The 22,040-nt window shown below is 42.5% G+C and carries 26 protein-coding genes, 1 rRNA gene and 1 riboswitch; of the genes, 2 read left to right on the top strand and 25 right to left on the bottom strand.

The window, feature by feature from the left end:
- Positions 1–210: 210 nt before the first annotated feature.
- The 14 genes from AC1DWN_RS01585 to AC1DWN_RS01650 all read right to left on the bottom strand — a co-directional run bounded on the left by AC1DWN_RS01585 (position 211) and on the right by AC1DWN_RS01650 (position 12,929).
- Positions 211–588 (bottom strand): HAD hydrolase family protein, encoded by a 378-nt coding sequence (locus AC1DWN_RS01585; protein ID WP_477557192.1) that lies wholly within the window; start codon positions 586–588, stop codon positions 211–213.
- A 633-nt stretch (positions 589–1,221) separates the two neighbouring features.
- Positions 1,222–2,619 carry a bifunctional UDP-N-acetylglucosamine diphosphorylase/glucosamine-1-phosphate N-acetyltransferase GlmU gene (glmU, locus tag AC1DWN_RS01590; RefSeq protein ID WP_477557193.1) on the bottom strand — a complete coding sequence of 466 codons (1,398 nt, stop codon included), beginning with the start codon at positions 2,617–2,619 and terminating at the stop codon, positions 1,222–1,224.
- Positions 2,620–2,838: 219 nt separating this feature from the next.
- Complete coding sequence (gene spoVG / locus AC1DWN_RS01595; RefSeq protein ID WP_477557194.1) at positions 2,839–3,120, bottom strand: septation regulator SpoVG; 282 nt, start codon at positions 3,118–3,120, stop codon at positions 2,839–2,841.
- 130 nt (positions 3,121–3,250) lie between these two features.
- Positions 3,251–3,649, bottom strand: a complete 399-nt coding sequence (locus AC1DWN_RS01600) for a RidA family protein (protein WP_477557195.1) — start codon at positions 3,647–3,649, stop codon at positions 3,251–3,253.
- Between the two features lie 51 nt (positions 3,650–3,700).
- Complete coding sequence (purR, locus tag AC1DWN_RS01605; RefSeq protein WP_477557196.1) at positions 3,701–4,528, bottom strand: pur operon repressor; 828 nt, start codon at positions 4,526–4,528, stop codon at positions 3,701–3,703.
- A gap of 83 nt (positions 4,529–4,611) precedes the next feature.
- Positions 4,612–5,466 (bottom strand): 4-(cytidine 5'-diphospho)-2-C-methyl-D-erythritol kinase, encoded by an 855-nt coding sequence (gene ispE, locus AC1DWN_RS01610; protein WP_477557197.1) that lies wholly within the window; start codon positions 5,464–5,466, stop codon positions 4,612–4,614.
- Positions 5,467–5,606: 140 nt separating this feature from the next.
- Positions 5,607–5,792, bottom strand: coding sequence for a small, acid-soluble spore protein, alpha/beta type (locus AC1DWN_RS01615; protein ID WP_477557198.1), 186 nt, complete (start codon positions 5,790–5,792; stop codon positions 5,607–5,609).
- Between the two features lie 232 nt (positions 5,793–6,024).
- Positions 6,025–6,300, bottom strand: coding sequence for a biofilm formation stimulator Veg (gene veg, locus AC1DWN_RS01620; protein WP_477557199.1), 276 nt, complete (start codon positions 6,298–6,300; stop codon positions 6,025–6,027).
- 155 nt (positions 6,301–6,455) lie between these two features.
- Positions 6,456–7,346 (bottom strand): sporulation peptidase YabG, encoded by an 891-nt coding sequence (gene yabG / locus AC1DWN_RS01625; protein WP_477557200.1) that lies wholly within the window; start codon positions 7,344–7,346, stop codon positions 6,456–6,458.
- Between the two features lie 74 nt (positions 7,347–7,420).
- Positions 7,421–8,320, bottom strand: coding sequence for a 16S rRNA (adenine(1518)-N(6)/adenine(1519)-N(6))-dimethyltransferase RsmA (rsmA, locus tag AC1DWN_RS01630; RefSeq protein ID WP_477557219.1), 900 nt, complete (start codon positions 8,318–8,320; stop codon positions 7,421–7,423).
- A 34-nt stretch (positions 8,321–8,354) separates the two neighbouring features.
- Positions 8,355–8,903 carry a ribonuclease M5 gene (gene rnmV, locus AC1DWN_RS01635; RefSeq protein ID WP_477557201.1) on the bottom strand — a complete coding sequence of 183 codons (549 nt, stop codon included), beginning with the start codon at positions 8,901–8,903 and terminating at the stop codon, positions 8,355–8,357.
- A gap of 176 nt (positions 8,904–9,079) precedes the next feature.
- Complete coding sequence (locus tag AC1DWN_RS01640; RefSeq protein ID WP_477557202.1) at positions 9,080–10,228, bottom strand: ubiquitin-like domain-containing protein; 1,149 nt, start codon at positions 10,226–10,228, stop codon at positions 9,080–9,082.
- A 245-nt stretch (positions 10,229–10,473) separates the two neighbouring features.
- A riboswitch (cyclic di-AMP (ydaO/yuaA leader) is annotated at positions 10,474–10,655 on the bottom strand.
- Between the two features lie 184 nt (positions 10,656–10,839).
- Positions 10,840–11,613, bottom strand: coding sequence for a TatD family hydrolase (locus AC1DWN_RS01645; protein ID WP_477557203.1), 774 nt, complete (start codon positions 11,611–11,613; stop codon positions 10,840–10,842).
- 17 nt (positions 11,614–11,630) lie between these two features.
- Entirely contained in the window at positions 11,631–12,929 is a 1,299-nt protein-coding gene (locus tag AC1DWN_RS01650; protein WP_477557220.1) for an HD domain-containing protein, read from the bottom strand.
- A 269-nt stretch (positions 12,930–13,198) separates the two neighbouring features.
- Here AC1DWN_RS01650 and AC1DWN_RS01655 point away from each other — a divergent pair, with 269 nt between their 5' ends.
- Complete coding sequence (locus AC1DWN_RS01655) at positions 13,199–13,453, top strand: AbrB/MazE/SpoVT family DNA-binding domain-containing protein (protein WP_477557204.1); 255 nt, start codon at positions 13,199–13,201, stop codon at positions 13,451–13,453.
- A gap of 118 nt (positions 13,454–13,571) precedes the next feature.
- On the opposite strand, the gene rsmI is transcribed toward AC1DWN_RS01655, so the two are convergent.
- The 10 genes from rsmI to AC1DWN_RS01705 all read right to left on the bottom strand — a co-directional run bounded on the left by rsmI (position 13,572) and on the right by AC1DWN_RS01705 (position 21,007).
- The gene (rsmI, locus tag AC1DWN_RS01660) at positions 13,572–14,453 is read right to left on the bottom strand and encodes a 16S rRNA (cytidine(1402)-2'-O)-methyltransferase (RefSeq protein ID WP_477557205.1); all 882 of its coding nucleotides are present in this window, start codon (positions 14,451–14,453) and stop codon (positions 13,572–13,574) included.
- Positions 14,450–15,118 (bottom strand): tRNA1(Val) (adenine(37)-N6)-methyltransferase, encoded by a 669-nt coding sequence (locus AC1DWN_RS01665; protein WP_477557221.1) that lies wholly within the window; start codon positions 15,116–15,118, stop codon positions 14,450–14,452. Before AC1DWN_RS01665 ends, rsmI begins: the two co-directional genes overlap by 4 nt.
- A gap of 182 nt (positions 15,119–15,300) precedes the next feature.
- A complete protein-coding gene (locus AC1DWN_RS01670; RefSeq protein WP_477557206.1) occupies positions 15,301–15,702 on the bottom strand; it encodes an initiation-control protein YabA in 402 nt (133 codons plus the stop codon).
- 59 nt (positions 15,703–15,761) lie between these two features.
- A complete protein-coding gene (locus AC1DWN_RS01675; RefSeq protein WP_477557207.1) occupies positions 15,762–16,565 on the bottom strand; it encodes a PSP1 domain-containing protein in 804 nt (267 codons plus the stop codon).
- Positions 16,566–16,568: 3 nt separating this feature from the next.
- Entirely contained in the window at positions 16,569–17,546 is a 978-nt protein-coding gene (gene holB / locus AC1DWN_RS01680; protein ID WP_477557208.1) for a DNA polymerase III subunit delta', read from the bottom strand.
- Between the two features lie 54 nt (positions 17,547–17,600).
- A complete protein-coding gene (locus AC1DWN_RS01685; protein ID WP_477557209.1) occupies positions 17,601–18,044 on the bottom strand; it encodes a YaaR family protein in 444 nt (147 codons plus the stop codon).
- Positions 18,045–18,060: 16 nt separating this feature from the next.
- The gene (locus AC1DWN_RS01690) at positions 18,061–18,390 is read right to left on the bottom strand and encodes a cyclic-di-AMP receptor (protein WP_477557210.1); all 330 of its coding nucleotides are present in this window, start codon (positions 18,388–18,390) and stop codon (positions 18,061–18,063) included.
- 28 nt (positions 18,391–18,418) lie between these two features.
- Positions 18,419–19,075, bottom strand: a complete 657-nt coding sequence (gene tmk, locus AC1DWN_RS01695; RefSeq protein WP_477557211.1) for a dTMP kinase — start codon at positions 19,073–19,075, stop codon at positions 18,419–18,421.
- Positions 19,076–19,179: 104 nt separating this feature from the next.
- A complete protein-coding gene (locus AC1DWN_RS01700; RefSeq protein WP_477557212.1) occupies positions 19,180–20,703 on the bottom strand; it encodes an aminotransferase class I/II-fold pyridoxal phosphate-dependent enzyme in 1,524 nt (507 codons plus the stop codon).
- Positions 20,704–20,815: 112 nt separating this feature from the next.
- Entirely contained in the window at positions 20,816–21,007 is a 192-nt protein-coding gene (locus AC1DWN_RS01705; RefSeq protein ID WP_477557213.1) for a sigma factor G inhibitor Gin, read from the bottom strand.
- A 229-nt stretch (positions 21,008–21,236) separates the two neighbouring features.
- Here AC1DWN_RS01705 and AC1DWN_RS01710 point away from each other — a divergent pair, with 229 nt between their 5' ends.
- The gene (locus AC1DWN_RS01710; protein WP_477557214.1) at positions 21,237–21,767 is read left to right on the top strand and encodes a transposase; all 531 of its coding nucleotides are present in this window, start codon (positions 21,237–21,239) and stop codon (positions 21,765–21,767) included.
- A gap of 97 nt (positions 21,768–21,864) precedes the next feature.
- On the opposite strand, the gene rrf is transcribed toward AC1DWN_RS01710, so the two are convergent.
- Positions 21,865–21,981, bottom strand: a 5S ribosomal RNA gene (rrf, locus tag AC1DWN_RS01715).
- Positions 21,982–22,040: the final 59 nt, after the last annotated feature.

Below are 22,040 nucleotides of genomic sequence, written 5' to 3' on the forward strand. Positions count from 1 at the left end.
TAAGCTCTTCATATATCATTACCCAATCAAACCAGAAGTTAAACTTTTTTGGCGATATTATTCTTGATCATGGCACTTCACCAACTATTTGCGGACATAGAAGACCTTATTTGTAAAAAACATCCTTGTTTCGAGAGCTTACTGACATAAGATCCGTAGTCTCAGAACAAATAAACCTCCTTACAAGAAGGCGGTCCGTTCAATATTATGTCATCTTCTCAATCTCAGCATTTTTTCTAATACTTTAGCAACACCATCGTTATCATTCGAATCCGTTATCCCACTAGCTAAATCCTTCAACTCATCCACGGCATTTAACATCGTAACCGAGTAAGCCGACATTTTAAACATTTCTAAATCGTTAAAGTCATCACCAAAAACCATCATTCCAGAAGAGTTTATTCCATAGAAATCAATTATCTTTAAAATGCCAGTGACCTTTGAAACTGATTTATTCATCATTTGAATTAATTTACCTCGGTCAGTTACAACAAATTGAGTATGATCAGCAAATTCCAAACGCAGATCGTCAAAGTCGCCAAATTCTGTTAACAGTATTTTTGTTGCTGAAATGGACGAACAGCCCACTCCGTTTTAGCGAGTAGGCTTTATTGCTATTGCATTTTTTCATTTATTTTGCAGCACTTAACAAATTACATAAGCAAGCCTATCGGATAATCTTAATCGATATAGAGTACCTGATACCGAGAAAGAATGCGAGGTGACAAAAAAGAAACGAGTGGTCACGGCTTCCGAGTATCCCTTTATTGGCGGATAGAATATAGCCCTAGAAGTGCCTAAAGTCCCCATTCATCTGACGGCTTGGAGGTGACTTCATATTAGTTGCACATTTTGAATCTAGTGACAGTCATTATGAAATTTGAGACGGTTTAGTTTCAGAATATGCAGCTAATTCACTAGAAAGTGGGCACGGATCAAGCTACCAAGGCAATTAAGTTCATCCCATGATACTAAATCGCAGTTCGCCCACTTACCTACTCATTTAACTGCAATTATTGAAACTAATCGGATGCTAGGCATGGTATACATGTGGTCTTGTTTCGTTACTTAGGTTTGTTTCTTTGGTTTGTTTCTTTGGTTTGTTTCTTTGGTTTGTTTCTTTGGTTTGTCTTACGGTTTGCTTCTTAGGTTTGCTTCTTAGGTTTGCTTCTTAGGTTTGCTTCTTTGGTTCGTCTTACGGTTTGCTTCTTAGGTTTGTTTTTAGGTTTGTTTCTTATCTTTCTTCGCCTTCGCGCGACCTCGAATCTTATCTGCATATTCAGGTTTATTTACCTGACGCTCGCGTGCAATAGCCAAGTCACCTGCCGGTACATCCTTCGTAATGGTCGATCCCGCGACAACATATGCGCCTTCTCCAATTTTCACTGGAGCGATCAAGTTTACATTGCTACCTACGAATGCATTGTCGCCAATTTCCGTTACAAACTTATTGAATCCGTCATAATTAACGGTTATAGCTCCACAACCAATATTAACATCCTTGCCGACCTTGGCATCGCCAACATAGCTAAGATGCGATACTTTGCTGCCATCGTCGAGCGAAGCATTTTTTAGCTCCACGAAATCGCCAACCTTACAGCCGCGTCCTAACTTAGAATTTGGACGTAAATTTGCGTAAGGACCAACTGAGCTTTCATCACCTATGATTGATTCTGCAATTGTTGAATATTTTATAGTAACACCATTTCCAATAGAGCTATCTGCTATATCTGCTTGAGGACCAATAATGCAGTCTTCCCCTATCACAGTGTTGCCTCGCAGTATTGTACCTGGATAGATAACAGTATCCGATCCGATTTGAACGTCTGCATCTATATAAGTGGATGCAGCATCAATAAAGGTTACACCATTCAGCAAATGGCTGCGGTTAATACGCGTACGCATATGCTGCTCAGCCTCTGCCAGTGCGACACGATCATTAACACCTATTGCTTCTGCCTGATCATCTGTGCAATAGCCCAAAACCGATTCTCCCGCTTCACGGAATATGCCGATAACATCCGTTAAATAATATTCGCCTTGTACGTTGTTACTTGTCACCTTAGCAAGCGCTTCGAATAGCTTTTTATTGTCAAAACAATATGTTCCTGTATTAATTTCCTTCACTGCCGCTTCACTTGGCGAGCAGTCCTTCTGCTCCACAATACGCTGTACAGTGCCGTCATCACCACGAAGGACACGTCCATAGCCCGTTGGGTTCTCAAAGGAAGCTGTTAGTACAGTAGCAGCCGCTCCATTAGAAGTATGCAGCTCCAGCATCGCAATAATCGTGGAAGCCTGAACTAGCGGTGTATCACCACAGACGACGATGGTTGTCCCTTCCTCTCCGCCAAGCAACTCCTCTGCTTGACGCACTGCGTGCCCCGTACCAAGCTGCTGCTCCTGCAATACATACTCGGCCGCGTCGCCTAAATGCGACTTCACTAGCTCAGCCCCATGACCTACAATAACAACTGTACGCTCCGAGGAGGCTTCCTTCACTGTCCCAAGTACATGCTCTACCATAGGCTTGCCGCATACGGGATGAAGCACCTTATATAATTTCGATTTCATTCGCTTACCCTGACCTGCAGCAAGCACAATCGCCATGATCTTCAAATTAATAACCTCCTACAAAAATAAAAAGATTTCATTGATAACTAGATAACTATCGACCTATTATACAATATATTATACACAACAAGCGTAAACGTCCTTCGCAGTCTTTGACAGCACAAGCTTGTTTCGTGTTTAATTATATACCGAGTTTTCAAAAAAAAGAAAAGAGAGCCGTAGCCCTCTTCTCCAATCATTCCAAACATTCATGAAATACTCTGGTTAAGCTCCTTCTTCAATTACAACATCTTCTGCTGCGCGCTCATATTCAGCGAGTACTGCAGCTTGAATCTTCTCACGGGTCGTTGAAGAAATCGGATGAGCGATATCCCGAAATTCTCCATCCGGAGTACGCTTGCTCGGCATTGCAACAAACATTCCATTGTTTCCATCAATTACACGAATATCGTGAACAACGAATTCATTATCAATGGTAATGGATGCGATGGCCTTCATGCGTCCTTCCGAATTTACACGGCGGAGTCTGACATCAGTAATTTGCACTTGTGTTCACCACCTTTGTCTATCAGAGACTTGGTGTATATTTCCACGTTTTTGTGCTAAATCCTGCTAGTTTTTTGGAAAAAAGATGCACTTTTTAAACTTTATTTTTAATTTTGTATTTTTTTCGTTATCATTCGACAATTGTCGATGCAATGACCTCTATTTCGACAAGAACATCCTTTGGAAGCCTTGCCACTTCAACAGCAGAACGGGCCGGTTTATGGTCGCCGAAATAAGATGCATAGATCCCGTTGATCGTTGCGAACTGATTCATGTCCTTCAGAAACACCGTTGCTTTAACAACATCTTGAAAGCCAGATCCTGCAGCAGAAAGAACAGCTTCTAGGTTTTTAAATACTTGATGGGTTTGTTCTTCAATTCCGCCTTCGACGAGCTGTCCGGAAGCATCCAGAGGAATTTGACCAGAAGTGAACAACAACCCACCCAGCTTAATCGCTTGGGAATAGGGGCCAATTGCAGCAGGAGCTAATTCTGTAGATACTACTTGTGGTACTTGCTTCTTTGTCATGGATAACCAGCCTTTCGATACTTGATGCAAGAGAATGAACATCAAATATGCTTATATTTTAAAATAGTTACCTGGTACAGCTGTAGTAAGCTTCGTCTTCGTATCAACCGCCGTTAGCTTAGCTAACGATACGTAATCCTCTAACAGCCGCTCCTCAAGCTCCACTTCGCCTGACTCTACAAATACACCAACCCCTGCAACGATGGCCTTAAACTCGAACAGTAAATCCATCATTCCTTGAATGGTGCCTCCGGCTTTCATGAAATCATCAATGATGAGCACTCGCGATTGTTCCTTTAGCGCTCTACGCGCTAATGACATCGTCTGAATTCGCTTTGTCGACCCGGACACATAATTAATACTGACGGCGGAGCCCTCAGTTACCTTATTATCGCGTCTTACAATTACAACAGGGATATTGAGGCAGGCAGCCGTAGCATACGCTAACGGAATACCCTTTGTTTCAACTGTCATAATCACATCGATTTTCCGATCAGCAAATGCTGTAGCGAACATTCTTCCGACATCAGCAAGCAGCTCAGGCTCGCCCAGCATATCTGTGATATACAAATAGCCGCCGGGAAGAACCCTTTCAGGCTGCTCAAGCTGGCGGCATATGCTCGTCATAATAGATAGAGCAGTTGCTTCTTGCATCTTAGGTGTATATTTTACCCCGCCTGCCGCTCCGGCAAGTGTCTGGAGCTGCCCGATGCCTTCTTCTTCGAACACTTCTTTTATAATGGCTAAATCTTCGCTAATAGATGATTTGGCCGACTGATATCGTTCGGCAAATGCTGTAAGTGAAATTAACGTGTGGGGTCGAGTTAACAGGTACTGTGTCATTTCTACCAACCGTGAGCTCCGTTTCAATTTCTTCAAACACATCTCCCCCCCACTAAATCCGAATAATATAATGCCAATATAACATTTATATACGGATTTAATCAAGAAAAACGTCAGTCCTATGTGAGCATTCTTACCACATACACTTCTTTACAAAATCCGCGTAACCCATTATAGATACGAGAAAGCTTAGCTTCCTTCGATACAAGACCAAAAACAGTAGGACCGCTACCCGACATTAATACACCATCTGCCCCAAGCTTAATCATAATTTCCTTAAGCTGCATGACCTCTGGATATAAGCCAAGGGTAACATTCTCTAATACATTACCAAGCCCTTCGCAAATATCATTAAAAGAACCCCGCGCCAACGCATCAGTCATGTTGGCGATAGAAGGATGCTCCTTCAGTTCATTCGCGCGGAATCGCCCATATACGTCTGCAGTGGATACGTTGATCGGCGGCTTCGCAAGTACAACCCAGCATTGTGGAGGGTTGTCGATATGCTCAAGGCGCTCTCCGCGTCCGCGAGCGATTGCCGTTCCTCCTGTTACACAGAACGGTACATCAGAGCCGAGCTCAGCTCCAAGGCGGCATAGCTCGTCCTCTGGGATTTGCAGCTTCCACAGTCGATTCAAACCTCGAAGCGCGGCAGCTGCATCGCTGCTGCCTCCGGCAAGCCCTGCGGCAACCGGTATTTTTTTGTCTAAATGGATATATACGCCCTGTCTCACATCATAGCGCTCTTTAATAAGCCTAGCTGCTTGAAATGCAAGGTTCTTCTCATCGAGCGGTATGTATCCAACCTGGCTTGATATAATAATTGTATCCCTATTAAGCTCTTCCATTTCTAACCGGTCCGCGAGGTCGACCATTGTCATTATCATTTCAACCTCATGGTACCCGTCATCACGCTTGCGCAGTACATCAAGCAGTAAATTTATTTTGGCAGGAGCTTTTTCATATATTTTCATCTGATAAGTTCACCCGTTCGTCCTTAAGCTTAAACCTTATTATACCAAACGAACGCAATAAAAGCTAAGAGTTGGCGATCATCAAATTTCTGACAGCCAGCAGCTTAGCTTTTATTAAATAATACGAGGCCTTTTTTACCTTATGGACGGTGAGATTTAGCCGCTGCTTGCTCAGCAAGTTCGATAGCTCTTTTCACCATATTCCCCGCATCCTTTGCTCGAATCCCGCCCCAGCCTTCTTGCTGAACCGTATCATAAAATCCAAGATCCTTAGCGAGCTCATATTTCAATTCCTCTGACATAACACCACGTCTTCTACGACTCATTCTAAATCCCTCCGACTCCATAATAGCGATCAATGCGATTAATTTATTGCAAAATCATAACCACTAACGCCATAGTCTGGTGCAGTAGTTCCAATAGTATGCTTCAAAGCTACGTACACAATACCCGAATAGTCCGAGCTTTGATTAGCTTCATTAATCAGCCAATCTTTAAAAACAAAAAAAAGCGCAGATGCGATCTGCGCTAAACTGCCTCATTCGGCCATATATGAATCTATTGTTGAATATAGGCGATACGGACTTGACCCTCATCATTGCATACGGTCACTTCCACCGACTCCGTCAGTATATCCGCATAACTGTAAGAGACACGCTTAAAGGCATGCTGCTCCTCATCCAGTTTGACAATGAAAACAGAAGGGTAGATATCTTCCAACACACCGGTTCGTTCGATGGTCTTTCGGCGACCACCGTTAGCTCGAAGACGGATTTTGGAACCAACGTGAGCTTCCAAACTGCGTTTTATATCCAATAGCGCATTTTTTGCCATTGTCCACTACCACCTCTTTCCTTGTCCATTATAAACAAAAGGAGGGTAGTTGTCAAACAAGGCAAAATATTATATCAGCCGGAATATTCTCTTGTCAACGGTGATTTCACCCATTTTTTTAAAATTCATGCATATTGGACACAAATTTAGTCATATTAAGAAGTTGTTTTTAATACAGTTACTCCTGCCGTTACTTTTGGCTTGGGTAACCCAACTCGAAAACTGCCCATAGTTTCTATACCGCCTACGCCATCTATCCCGCTAATTGTTCCGTGAATGACATCCGCCAAATTAATGGTGTCGCGTATCGACGTGTAACTGGCTTTAATGGCAATATATACGGGGTCTAGCGCATGAATTAAGATGCGCCCAGGTGAACTGGCGAAGTTTGACCCTACCTGCAATAACGCTTCAAAATGAGACTGACACGCTCCTGCAATAACAATCAATCCATCTCTATTTTTCTCATACTCCCGTGCCACACGGACTGCATTAACAAAGTTCTGTGAATTTTTATAGCTGCTTAGACTATACAAGTCCATTGGTGTACGATGTTTGAGCACACCATCATGACCGGTAATAACAACGATATCTGGTTTAATCTGCGGCAATAGATTATATAGTACTTCCGCCATCTGTGATTCGTGCACATGAAGGCCATGCGAAGGGACATGCATCGTATTATACAATTGCATGCTCTTTCTCAAATAGTTACTGTCTCCATCGAGATGGAGAACCTTACCGGGCACTTCAAAGAACGATTTGCTTTGCTGCACAACCTGCCGAATATTATCTTCTGTTTCAATGGCTTGACGCGCTCTCTGTGATTGCATCCGCTGTAAAGAGTCGTTAACTTTAATTCGGACTTGCTGTACCGCGCTCGTCGATTCTGGATCGTCTATGACTGACAGATCAGGAATCGGAGCATCCGCCAGCAAACGGTAGTCCGTGCCTTTTAGGATGGCATTATGTGTACGAACAACTTCAACTCGGAACAGCACGTCACCGCCATACGATTTGCGGACGACCAAGTCCCCTTGCTTCATGGGAAAATCACCTCTTCGTCTATCTTATGGGCAGGAAAGACGAATGGTGAGTACTTTATGCTGATCCCATATAACTACCGCCAGCCCAGTTCTAACATGCTGCGGCTTATACATGCAAACTCTTCTAGGGATAACGTCTCACCGCGGCGAATAGGATCTATTTCATTGCGCAGCAGCAGCTCATTTAAAGCCTCACGTCGCTCTTTGCCAACGAATGCCGTCAAGTTATTAGCTAATGTCTTGCGACGCTGTGCAAAACTCGCTTGTACAACTCGGAAGAAATGGTCCTCATCAGGAACATCAACAGCAGGCTTATCGCGAAGCGATAGTTTAATAACAGCAGAATCAACATTCGGCTGTGGAATAAATACGGTATTTGGAACCATACATACAAGCTTAGGCACGCAGTAATACTGTACCGCAACGCTTAAGCTGCCATATGTCTTACCCCCTGGCTTAGCTGCCATTCGCTCTGCTACTTCCTTCTGTATCATTACTACAATATGCTCAAGCGGGAGACGCTCCTCAAGCAGCTTCATAAGTATAGGGGTCGTCACGTAGTATGGCAGGTTAGCCACTACACTAACTCCTGAAACATCACCAAACTGATCTTCAAACAATTGCTTCAAATCAAGCTTTAACACATCGCCATGAATGACGGTTGTATGAGACTCATCCGCGAGTACTTCCTTCAAAATGGGTATGAGTCGATTATCGATCTCTACCGCCGTCACTTTACCCGCTACAGCCGCCAACCTCTGTGTTAGCGCACCGATGCCAGGTCCTATTTCTAATGCACCCTTCGTTTCATCAAGCTCAGCTGCCGCAACAATATTATTAAGTATATTTTGATCGATCAGAAAATTTTGTCCTAAGCTCTTCTTAAAAGAGAAGCCGTATTTCGCAATAATTTCTTTCGTCCGCTTTGGTGTTGCTACTTCTACTGCTGCGGTTTTTTTTGCCGGTGCCGTCATGCTCTGCTCCTGCTGTTCCAGATCGCTCATAGCCCTATCCCTCCAGTTTCTCTTCCATTTCACGAAGCGCGGCCGTAAATTCCGTCTTAGAGATACGGAAGCTTGTACAACGCTTATAAAACTGCTTGCCATTGGCATAACCAATGCCAAGTATTTTGCCTATGATCAAGCGACGATTAGACGCATCTGGATGCACGATCAGCCCTGCTTCCATTAAGTCTTCAAAGGTTATCTCTCCCGCTTCATCTAGAGTCTCCGTACGAAGCTCTGAGAGTGCCCCGCGAATAGCTTCTGGGCTAGCATTCTCAATTCCGATATCCCCTTTGTACAAAGCTTTCTCTTGCGGTAAAAAAGCATGCTTACAGCCCGGAGCATGACGCGCAACAATTTTGCGAATCCGCTCGCCAGCATAATCAGGGTCCGTAAAAATAATAACGCCGCGCCGTTCGTTAGCCAGAGCAATCCGCCGCAATACATCCTCACCAATTGCCGACCCATTCGTTTCAATCGTATCCGCTTCTACTGCTCGTTTTATAGCTATGGTATCATCCTTACCTTCAACGACAATGATCTCTTTGATCACGAAGACCATTCCCTTCCTTAATTATTTCACTTGCTTTAACATCTAAGGATGGCCACTGCTTTACTGTTACTATTAACCTAACTAGTCCGCAAACATACAAAAAGAAGAGGCATTGCCTCTCCTTATGATGGCATATTTAATTGGAATTTACGATATGATGATGATGACCCCATAAATCAGCTTGCAGTAGGTTTATTTGGTCCTAATAAATAGACTGTGTAACCCTTCTTCTTGCCGAACTTATCGACACTCTTAGTGCTATCAAAATAAATATCGATTTTATTTCCTTTAATGGCCCCGCCTTTATCTTCTGCACGGCGGAAACCTATACCTTCGATGTATACCCACCAACCAATAGGAATAACTTTCGGGTCAACCGCAATGGTCCGTCCTTCTTTCACACGCGTACCTGATGCAGTGATTCCATACCAAGGATGCGAAGCATCCTTTCCTGTTGATTCCTCATCTGCAGAATAGGCAGTTAAGGTGAAGTTTTTTATTACCTTCTTCGCCTTAAGCTTTACACCATTCTTAGTCAGTGTTGGAACACTTTGAGTCTTATTTGAAAGTACCGATACTTTAGGCTCTTCCTTCTTTGAGCCGACTGCTACAACCTGATCGACTGATGCTGTCTGCACAACCTTGTTGACCGACTTCTTTGATACCAATATACCATCTTCATATTGTTTCTCGATTCGCTCGACAACAAGCCCTTCCTTACCGGTCTTCACTAGCTTTTCCTTACCCTTTTCCAGCGTTGGATCGTCTTTCTTCACGATAGAGAACGGCAATACATGTTTCGTTTCCGATACCTTCGTATCGACACGAACTACAGTAACCGTCGTTTCCGCATTAATGACTGATTCCAGCGGAGGTGATACTTTATCTTGACCACGAACAGGAATATTTAATTCCTCGATCGCCGCCTGCACTGTTCTCTCTGTCGTGTATACAGTCGATGCCTTGCCATCAGCCTTCACAATTACCGGTATCGCTTGAGTTACCTCAATACGATCTCCGTCCTTTATCGCCGCGTTAAGCGGCTTTGACACCTCATCATGTGGTCCAATTGCGATAGCTTGTTCATCCAGTAGGCGTTGCAGGACCCATTGCTTCGTTTCAACAACGGTTTCTTGTCCATTCACTACTACGGAGACGCTTTTGACAGCCGTTCCGTACAACAACACCAAAAACATGAAAGTCATAGCGATTGAGATAATAGCACTCAAAAGAATCAAACGCAAGTTTTCACGCTTCCATCGCAATGCGAAAGACATGCTGGATGATCGTTTCCCATGGGTGTCCTTTACTTGGAATAATCCCACTTCATCGGTCCTCCTTCATAGCCCCGCCGCCAAGTGTTACGCATGATACAACTGACGCGACTATAGTATATTGGCGTGCAAGCACGCAAACCAGTAATGCTATCTAACCTCCCATCCCCATCTCTAACCCTATGTMGACAAAATCCGGTTTATTCGAAAATAAAAAGAAGCCGTCGACAGAGGATCTGTTTCGTGGCTTCCCGGGTTTTTACACTAGGGATACAGAAAAAAAGGGCACGAGGTTTGATCACTCTCTATGAACGCTTACGAGGTTAGCTGACGGATTCGGGCAAGAGAGCAGCCCTATTCGTAGTACAATGCTCATGGCATCGGCTATGAAATTCACCCCTGAAGAATTCAAAATGCGGTACATTTTCCCGCATTTGGTTCCCCCGCTCTCCGAATGGAGATTAAGCGTAAACTGGAAATCCAATACAAATGTTTAATGCTCTGAGATGAATCATACCTTCATCTGAGCCTAGTTGTAAAGATGCGATAAAAGACGATTTTAGCTAAAAAGAGGGGTAATGATGGTAAAAATCGGCGAATACTCGCTTAAAAATCAGTTTTTACGCCCTATATGTCCCTAAATCTCTCGAATACACGCAATATCACTCAATAGCAAAACATTTTTTTCCATTTTCACTCGTAATTGATGCGATTTCATCTACTGTTTTGCCTAATAATTCGGCTATTGTCTCAGCTACTCGAGACACATAAGCAGACTCATTTCGCTTCCCACGATATGGACTTGGAGCTAAATATGGGGCATCCGTTTCGATCAATAAACGGTCGAGCGGAACTCTCTTGACCACCTCTTTTGGAACTCGTGCATTTTGGAAAGTAACAGGCCCGCCAAATGAAATATAAAAGTTCATATCCAAGCATTGCTTAGCGGTCTCCCAGCTGCCTGAAAAGCAGTGCATCACACCGCCGACCTCTGCCGCGTTTTCTTCCTGAAGGATACGAATGACATCCTCATGCGCATCACGGTTATGAATGACAATTGGTTTTCTAACCTTGCGTGCAAGTCTAATTTGCTCTCGAAACACGCGCTGCTGTACCTCTTTGGGCGACGTATCCCAGTGGTAATCCAGTCCAATTTCCCCGATAGCTACGACCTTCTTATGGGCGCATAAACGCTCGATCCATTCTAGGTCTTCAGGAAGCATATCTATACTGTCAACTGGGTGCCAGCCAACAGCCGCATAAATAAAATCATATTGCTCAGCAAGTGCCATAGTCGTCGGAATTGTTTCGCGATTAAAGCCTATATTCACAAGCATATGTACGCCTGCAGCCCTTGCTCGTTCTATAACCTCTGTGCGGTCCTCATCGAACTTCGTCGAGTCTAAATGTGTATGGGTATCAAACAGTAATGTCATGTTAATGTTAGGCTCCTTTAATCGAGTTTAAATAGTTTTTTTAGCGAGTTGTTTAATAAATGCGCAGATTGCTTCAACGGCTCCTCAGGGTAGTACAAATGATATTGCCCTTGATGCAGTCCAGTAATAGAACGAACGATGTCGGATTTAGCAGATATTTCACTGATTTCTCCTTGATTATCTAACAACAAAATCGGCGCTTTTCCTTCCTTTTCTCCCTCTTTTTTATCTGGTCGATAAACGTCATATGGCAGGTCAAATGGGAAATCAATCATCATATGATAGTCAGGATGTAATCCTATAGAAAGGAAGCCATTACTTATTTCATTTAATAATTCTTCATCCGGGTTTTCAATCGTAATATATTTGTATAATTTGCGATTCATGAAACGATCGCACAAGTCACTCAGAATGGGATCGGCTTCTTCCGTCCACTGCGTAAAAACGGCTTGAACAAGAGCTTCATCAAGCTTTAAATAATCATGAACGGTCATTGTATTGTTCAGTAAACACTTCAATGAATTAGGCATCCACTCGAAGACATAGTCACTTGCATAGAGCTCTTGAGCCCTCTTGAATATTTGCCGTAATATAATCTCAGAACTTCTAGTAACTGGGTGGAAATAAATCTGCCAATACATCTGGTAGCGTGACATTAAATAATGCTCCACTGCATGCATACCGCTTTCCTTCACTACAATTTGTCCTTTATGAGGGCGCAATACACGCAAAATTCTTTCTAAATCAAATGTCCCATAGTTTACACCAGTAAAATAGGCATCTCGTAGCAAATAATCCATACGATCCGCATCCATTTGGCTAGAAATCAGACTAACTACAATCGGCTTAGGATAAGTCTTCTGAATAACCGAAGAAACCTTCTGAGGAAAGTCATCGGAAACAGAACGCAGTACGCGATTTATTTCCGTATCTTCTAATAATATATTGCACGTCCATTGCTCATGATCCGTATCAAATACTTCCTCTAATGAGTGTGAAAACGGACCATGACCGACATCGTGCAAGAGAGCCGCACATAACGATACTAGTCGTTCCTCTTCTGGCCAGTCTGGATAGTCATTTCGTTCAAATTGGGAAATGATTTTTCGTGTTATTTCATATACCCCAAGAGAATGTGAAAATCGACTATGCTCCGCTCCATGAAAGGTCAAATAAGAGGTGCCTAATTGACGAATTCTACGTAATCTTTGAAATTCTTTCGTATTAATTAATTCCCAAATCGTTTGGTCTTGTACATAAATATAATTATGAACGGGATCCTTAAATACCTTCTCCTCCGTTAGCTGCTCCTTCATCATCATCTCATCTCCTTTGTTCATACTTTCGACACAAAAAGCGTTTAATATGTCGAATAGTGTCGTAAATTAGTTTCCAAAATATCAAAGCTGTTGTATTGTAATACATAGTAATATGCCCTTTACAGCTAGTCAAATTGTTAAGCTAACCCTGTTAGTAGCGATATTTATGTTGACTATTTTGGTAATCGTTGGTATTATAGTATTCATAAATGCACAAACTATGTCGAACTATGACGAATATATTTTGGAAGGAGAACTGCTAGATTATGATGAAATCTACTGGTATTGTTCGTAAGGTTGATGAACTAGGACGTGTAGTTATTCCGATCGAGTTGCGTCGCACACTTGGAATTGGCGAGAAGGACGCACTTGAGATTTATGTAGATGGTGAGCGTATTATGTTGAAGAAATACGAGCCTGCATGTATCTTCTGTGGTAACGCAGAGAGCGTATCTTATTTCAAAGGAAAAATTATTTGTCATGTTTGTCTCTCTGAGATGCCTGCACCTGTGACAAAATAAAAAAAATAAGTTATAATGAACTTATCTACTTGTTAATTCTAACCTTTTTATATTCCTTGAAGCCTTCCTGCGCTAGAACCCGGCCAGGAAGGTCTTTTTTTTTCGGAAATAGCATACTCTATCTGTTCACTTCATTATATACATCGCGCTTTGGTAACCCTCGATCTACTGCAGCCTTCTTAATCGCTTCCTTACGATCATACTGCTGTTCGTAATGAGCGACGTGAGCAAAAATATCTAACTCAGACCACCAGGCATCGCCTTGCGCTTGTCCATTTTTCTCTGATTCATGAGCACCATCAATAACGATGCAAAATTCTCCTAAAGGAGGATGCTCAGCAAACCATTCTATACATTCCGTTACACTTCCTCGGATTGCTTCTTCATGCTTCTTCGTAATTTCTCTCACTAATGCAATGCGGCGATCTCCCAAGCATTCCAATATTACGTCGAGTGTTTTACAAACACGATGCGGCGATTCATAAAAAACCAACGTACCTTTCTGTGAGCTTATTTCCTGAAGCCACTTTATTAAAGTTTTACGCTCGCGAGGAGGAAAACCAGTAAATAAAAAACGTTCTGTCGGCAAACCTGACATAATAAGTGCTGATAGTGCGGCATTTGCTCCTGGAAGAGGAATAACGGCAATATCATGTTCTACTGCGTCTCTAACTAAATCGGCTCCTGGATCAGATATAGCTGGCAAGCCTGCATCACTGACTAGAGCTATCGATTGGCCTTCAAGCAGCAACCGAATTAGCTCAGGCCCGCTTGCTCGCTTATTATGCTCATGATAGCTAACAATACGGGTACCAATTTCAAAATGAGTGAGAAGCTTGCGAGTCTGCCTTGTGTCTTCCGCAGCGATCAGATCAACCTCCTTCAAGGTACGTATCGCGCGAAAGGTCATATCCTCCAGGTTACCAATGGGTGTTGCCACTAAATATAGACAACCTGCTGAGCCATTAGCCGTGTCTGAGAAGCTCTTCTGTCTATTCAAACGATCTGCACTCCTTTTTCATACACCATAATTGGCGGTAGCAATTTAATATCAGGCTTTCCATCCCGCATTGCTTCTATAAGTACCATGTTCGCTTCCGCATTTGAATTTGGATGAACAAATTGTATCCGTTTGGGCTCTAGACGCCATTTTCTCATCGTTTCTACAATATCAAGCAGCCTAGATGGCCGATGAACCATAGATACTTTTCCACCTGGACGCACAAGCTTTGTACAAGCCTCTGCTACGTCCTCTAACGTACAGTGAATTTCATGCCGTGCTATCGCGTAATGCTCGTTTTCATTCTGTTCACCGGCTGTTACAGGCATGTATGGTGGATTTACCGTAATTGCATCATAAACACCATTTCCTGCTTGCTTAGGATAAAGTCTTAAATCTTGTTCAATTATTGTAATTTGTTCACCTAACTGATTTAGCGCAACACTTCTTCTTGCCATATCAGCCAATCTTGGCTGGATTTCTACCGCATCAATGTGTGCATTAGTCCTTGTAGATAGAAGCATTGGAATTACACCGTTTCCTGTACATAAATCAGCAATCCGTCCATGCTTAGGGATGCTTGCGAATCTAGATAACAATACTGCATCCAATGAAAAACTGAATACTTCTCTACTTTGTATAATTTTCAAGCCATTATCCGTCATTAAATCATCAAGTCGTTCATTTGCAGCTAAGCTTATTTGTTCCGACACGTTTCTGCCGCTCCTTTTATCGTTAAGGTGTTCGTTAAAAAATATCTCATTTATAAGCAAAAGCTTATAAATCCCTATATACAGAAAAAAAATACCGCCCTTTGCGGCAAGGACGGCGGTTAAAATGGATTCCACTATTTATTTAGAAAGGATAAACAGAATAAACAGTCACCCTCCGTCCGCAAATGCCCGTAATATACGTTGCATATGTGGAATCCCTCGTGGTACAACCRCGTTAAATTGTCATGACCTTCTCCTATTGCAATGCCCGCTTCTGCAAACGCGTCCTCGCTAAGAGCTTGTCTCTTATGACCCTTCGTGGCTTGTTCACCTTCAGCAGGTGCAAGAATTGCTTCCCGCTGGAGGTCAGTTTCTCTCTTAAATACCTGACGCAGCTGGTTGTTTTCTTCACTTAAACGCTTATTATCTTCAAGCAGCTCTTTTATCTTCTGCTTCATAGCTGTAAACTCGGCATGAAATTCACCGACGCGTTTATCCAGCTCATCCATTTGAATGAATATATCTTTCTTCTCCAAGTTCCCACCCCAGAGCTTCAAGCGTGAGTGTTACCTCACCCGTGAGAATCGAACGCTATCTACTTAATAACTACATCGTCCATAGACAGTTCTTTCGGTTTACCTGGTGTATCAAATAATTGTACATACACGCTTTTTGTAGATGTATTAATACCAGTAACCTTGCCTTCTCCATAAGAGGTAACAACGAACTTACCGATTGCCGGAAGTTCTTCTCTAATGCTTTCGTAATTGTCATGCTCATACTTCAAGCAACACATGAGTCGACCGCATAATCCGGATATTTTCGTAGGATTTAGCGATAAGTTCTGATCCTTGGCCATCTTAATAGATACTGGTTCAAAATCACCTAGCCAAGACGAACAGCATAATACTCGACCACATGGACCGATTCCGCCAAGCATCTTCGCTTCATCGCGAACGCCTATTTGACGAAGTTCAATTCTAGTACGGAATACGCTTGCTAAATCCTTAACTAGCTCACGGAAATCGACTCTGCCTTCCGCAGTAAAATAAAAAATTATTTTATTGCGGTCAAACGTAAATTCCACGTCTACAAGCTTCATTCGAAGCTGATGACCTTTAATCTTTTCAAGACAAGTGCCAAATGCATTTTTTGCCGCTGCCCGGTTCTCTTCGACAACCGTAGCATCTACATCACTTGCAATGCGGATCACTTTCTTAAGAGGAAGGACGACATCCGATTCACCAACTTGCTTTTGTCCCACCACTACTTTACCATATTCGATCCCCCGTGCAGTTTCTACAATGACATGTTCGTCCTTGTTCACGGGATGCTCGACAGGGTCAAAGTAATAAATCTTGCCCGCTTTCTTAAAGCGAACACCGACCACATTATACAAGGATTAGCCCTCCTGTAAGTTTACCATAAGTTGCTCGAATGCAAGCTGTGGCGTCACGTTTGCACGTATTCGTTTACTTGCCTCAAGCGTATGCTCTATGCAGGACACCCAGCCTGCGAATGATCGATTAAAGGCGTGCTTGCCTATCCAATCCAACTGATCTATAAAAACGATGTTGTCCAACCTTCCGGCCTGGAACTGTATCAAATCTTTAAACCATATAACTAATAATGACAACAGCAATTGTGTATGTTCAACTAAATCTGTTTTAAATAACTGTTGCCCAGCAGTGATTATCGCCGCGGTGAATCGGGTCAAACTCTCCTTACCTAATTGTATCACTAGGTTTCGGATTTCTGCAAACTGATTCTGTTGGAGAAATTGTCTAGCGCCGCCTAAACCTGCTGATAATTGAACAGCTACACGAGCTAATAAAGCAGGAGCGCCTTCTGCCACAAGCGTTTGCAGCATATGTTCAGGTGACATTGGTAAAAAAGGAACCCATTGTGTACGTGAACGAATTGTAGGCAAGACAGCTTGGCTATTATCAGTGATCAGTATTGCAACCACTGGCGATACTGGTTCTTCCAGAAATTTGAGCAAGCTGTTAGCAGCTTGTATGGTCATCTTGTCAGCTTGCTCAATCATATATATTTTACGATTAGTACCGCTATTGCGATAGGAGAAATCACGCTGCAGCTCACGAATCTGATCAATCTTAATAGATTGGCCGTCTGGAGCTACTGTAGTTAAATCCATCTGATTGCCATTCTCGAACTTTCGGCATTCCAGGCATTCACCACATGCCTCCACTCCACCTTTTACACAAAATAGTGCTTTAGCAAATTCACGTGCCATCTCCATTCTTCCTGTTCCTGATGGCCCGTGAAATAAATAGGCATGTGAAATTTTGCCGTTCCGCAGAGCATTCTTTAGAATACGCTCTGCTTTCCATTGTCCGGATACTTGTTCAAGGCTCATAACCGTTCAAAACCTTTCCTTGCTTGCATTCATATATTAACGGCTTTCTTATTTTTAAAATAGCAAATTGATAAGAAGGCCGCGTATCTCGCCTATCTTAGCTAACAAGTCTATTCTACCCTGTTCGCTGTCCAGTAAATCTTCAGCCATCAAAATAAGTGTAGCGTCTATCTCATCCAGCAGCTTATATCTTTTCGTACGTCCTCTACGATCAAAGCCTCTAACTTCCTTTAGAACGACGCCTCTTCTGATCGTATCCTCCAAAAACTTCTTAACCATCTGCCGATATAATTTCAACTCGCGAACTGTCATTATTTTGGCTAATCGATCACCTTGTAGCTGAATATCCTGCATCTTCTGCTGCAGCTGCTCTTGCGTCCGATTGGCATCTTGCTGTACCATAACATCTGCAAAATTTCTTGGCTGAATCGACTTCGTTCCCGAGTCATTATTAGCGCGATTTTGTCCTAACGGACGAAAACTCTGGTCAATTTTCACCGTATATCACGCCCATTCAGAAATGTTCAAAACGTTCGACTGGAACAACGAATACAGCAGCGCCACCAACCTGTACCTCAACAGGAAAGGGGATGTAAGAATCTGATGATCCACCCATTGGGGATACTGGTGTAACTAATTGATCGCGTACTTTGCAGTTGGCATTAATGACTTGAAGCACCTCATGAACACGCTCGTCCTCAATACCGATCATAAAAGTCGTATTGCCCGCGCGTAGAAATCCTCCCGTACTTGCAAGCTTTGTCGCTCTAAAACCACCACGTACTAGTGCATTCGACAATCGGTTACTGTCCTTATCCTGGATAATCGCAATTACTAATTTCATCTTCATTCCCCCCTGATTACTATTAGCATTACAATTTGACATCGGTTGCAAAAAATCCTGCAAATCGACTGTCAATCAGAGCTAAAACGTCATCAAATACCATTTCCGGACTTTGCTCTGCATTTATTAGTACTATTCGATCGGGATGCTGCCTTAACAGCTGCATATAACCTTCTCGTACAAGCTCATGGAAAGAATGTTGTTCTAGATCCAAACGATTTATTTCTCTATCTGTTGCCTGTGCAATGCGAGTAAGCCCCACTTCAGGAGATACATCCATATAAATAGTAAGCTCAGGCATAACATTCTGAATAGCAAACCRATTGATATCCCATACTTCTTCTATTCCCAGTCCTCTTGCATAGCCTTGATAAGCCAAGCTGCTGTCGACGAATCGGTCACAAATAACGAATTTGCCTTGCTCTAGTGCGGGTAAAACCTTTTCCACCAAATGCTGTCTTCGAGCAGCAGCATATAGTAATGCTTCGGTTCTTGCGTCCATATCTGTGTGGCTTCTGTCTAAAATAACAGTGCGAATTTGTTCGGCGATTGGAATTCCTCCAGGTTCTCTCGTCGTTATGACCGATTTCCCCCTATGGAGCATTATATTCGACAACTGCTCGATCAGTGTCGATTTGCCCGCGCCTTCGCCGCCTTCTATTGTGATGAAAATACCCTTTTTCAATATAAGGCTTCTCCTAACATGTAAGTTAATTATACTATAACAAAGCCTATCTCCTTCTACAATGAACATTTATAGGATCATAGAACCAACTTCGCTAAACTTCACTATTCCTTATATACAGCAATGGTTGATAATGTTGGATCCAGAGCTCCTTGAAACTTTGCCCCTACCGCTGAAAGCTGTTGGATTTGTTTTAGGACAGCTGCTGATATAATCTCCCCTGGATACAAAATACTAATACCCGGGGGGTAGGGCGTTACCATTTCAGCGGCCATTTGATGTACTGCTTCTATGATAGGAACTCGTACACTCTTCTTATTCTTAAACCTCTCACGTGCAAATAAAACAGGTTCTGGCAGTGAAGTTGCTAATGTCACATGAGAAAGAGATTGTTGCACTTGCTTAGATAGTCCTGATAGATGTGAATGCAAAGCTTTAGCAGAGAGTGTGTTGTTGATTTTGACAATGACTTGTTGAAGTTTTTTCACTTCTTCTTCTGATGTTTGAATACCGAAAATAAGCACAACAAAGCTTGTATCTGCCATTTCCGCAAAGCAGCCATACTCTTCAAGACGACGCTGCAGCTCAAATCCAGTTAATAAACCACTGCTATCGTACAAAATTACTCGTAAAGGATCACTCCAATCAACCGCTGGGTCTTCCGTATTTGTTTTTATCTGGGCTGCCTGTATGAACGTTGAATCATCCTTCATCCATCTGCGGAATGAATTAGCCGAAATTAAACTTTGTTCAAACAACTCTCCCCCTAATGAATCAATCATTGCTCGGGAAATATCTATTGAAGCAAGAATGGGAAAGGACGGACTTGAGCTTTGAATCATCGCTAGAGACTGACTGACAATTTCCCGTTGTATTCTATTTCCTTGAATGTGAAGCATCGCGCCCATTGTTAAAGCAGGTAAAGTTTTATGTACGGATTGGATGACAGCATCCGCTCCCGCTGCAAGAGCTGACTGTGGCAGGCTTTCATGAAAGCCATAATGCGCGCCATGCGCTTCATCAACAATTAACGGTTTTCCATACCGATGCGCGAGATCTGCATAGACTTTTAAGTGAACGCCTCTGCCATAATAATTTGGATTAGATAAGAATATAGCCTTCGCCTCTGGATACAACTGTAGTGCTTCTTCTACCTGCAGCAAGGAAGGTACGGTTGCAAGACCAGTATCACTCTCTACTTGAGGCGTTAAGAAGACTGCAGCAGCCCCTGCGAGCTTCATACCGTTTATAATCGATTTATGTACGTTCCTCTGAACTATAATTAGATCACCAGGTTCACAAACGGTCAGTATCATCGCTATGTTTCCAGATGTACTACCGCCTACAAGAAAATAAGTCTCCTCTGACCCAAAGCATTGTGCTGCAAGCTGTTGTGCTTCTTTAATAGAAGCTTCAGGATGATGTAAATCATCTGTTGTAGATAATTCCGTTACATCAAGCTGCATAATAGCTGAAAACCACAGGTTTGGATCAGATGGGCTGTCCGTGATATGTTCAAACGATTGTATGGCTTTCCCATAATGATGACCAGGAACATGAAAGCCTAACGGATCAGATTTAGAATGATGAATAAGAGCTTTAAATAACGGTGCATGAAAAGGCTTCATCTTAATAAGACATTCCTCTCTTATAAATTCATTTCAACTCTTTTGCCAACTAAGTACTATTGTAACCCAATTTAGACGCAAAAAAAGAGCAGCATCTGTATTCAGAAACTGCTCAAGCATTCTTCTCAAGAAATATTTGCTTCATTTGATGAATAAAAAAGGGGTATTTATCATCTTTTACATCCGTTTGAACCATTTCGGTTTCACAGGTATCACATATAAATTCTGAAACAATACGAATTCCTTCACCTTCAGCCTTTAGTTGACCGCAAATAATACAATTGTGCACGCGATTACCATTCATAGCAATCCCCACTTTCTTATGCATTCCTATATAGCTATTATTATGACACATACTCTATCTTTTTATACTTGTTTCATAGCGCATTTCAAATATTTATATAGCTTATGCGGCCTTTAGGCTAATGGTGACAGCATTCTGAAAAATGTTTCACCAAAACTATGGACAGATCCCATCCAAATACCGATATAGTTAACGAGGGTTTATGTTTATTTGGGAAGGACGTACGTTCATGCGCCAACCATTATCTGATCAAAAAAATGCTACTATTTATCAATATCAGCTTAAGAAACGCAAAATCATTCGAACTGAGCTCATTCAGAGTTATTTACTTATCGCAGCAATATTCCTCGCCGTTCAGATGCTCATGTACAAAATGGATGGACTTTTCTCATGGCTCTTCGGGTTTGCAGTTGTACAAATCGTCCATATTGTTATCTTATTATTAACCTTTATTCGTGTAGATGAAGCAGCAGACAGGAAATGGATTTGGCGTATTAATCCACCATGGATTGGATTCAAGCCTGCAAATGATATTAAACTCACTCTCTTTCGGAGAGTGCATCGGCATTTATTTTGGATTGGCTTATGTGCAATTGGCTTGCTGTACCCTTGGATTAAAGATTCGTTAATGATTAGTATGATTAGCTGGCATCTATGGCTGATCATACCACGTCTCTTATTATCCTTTTCCTTTCGTAAAGAGCCCAAGGATGGCGTACTGCGCCTTCAGTTTAGAGAAGCCTCATATTACACTCGTTAAATCAAAAGCCTTACGTGCTCACTCAGAGCGTATAAGGCTTTTCTTTATACAATAAAAAAACAAAAAACCTATCGCATACATGCGATAGGTCATTCGTGCTTGGCGACGTCCTACTCTCCCAGGACCCTGCGGTCCAAGTACCATCGGCGCTGAAGGGCTTAACGGTCGTGTTCGGTATGGGAACGCGTGGTTCCCCTTCGCCATCGCCACCAAACTAGATTATTCATTGAATAACTTCTCCAAGTTACCTTAGAAGAGCATCAACAATAAACC

The organism is Paenibacillus sp. P4_A7 (assembly GCF_056402455.1).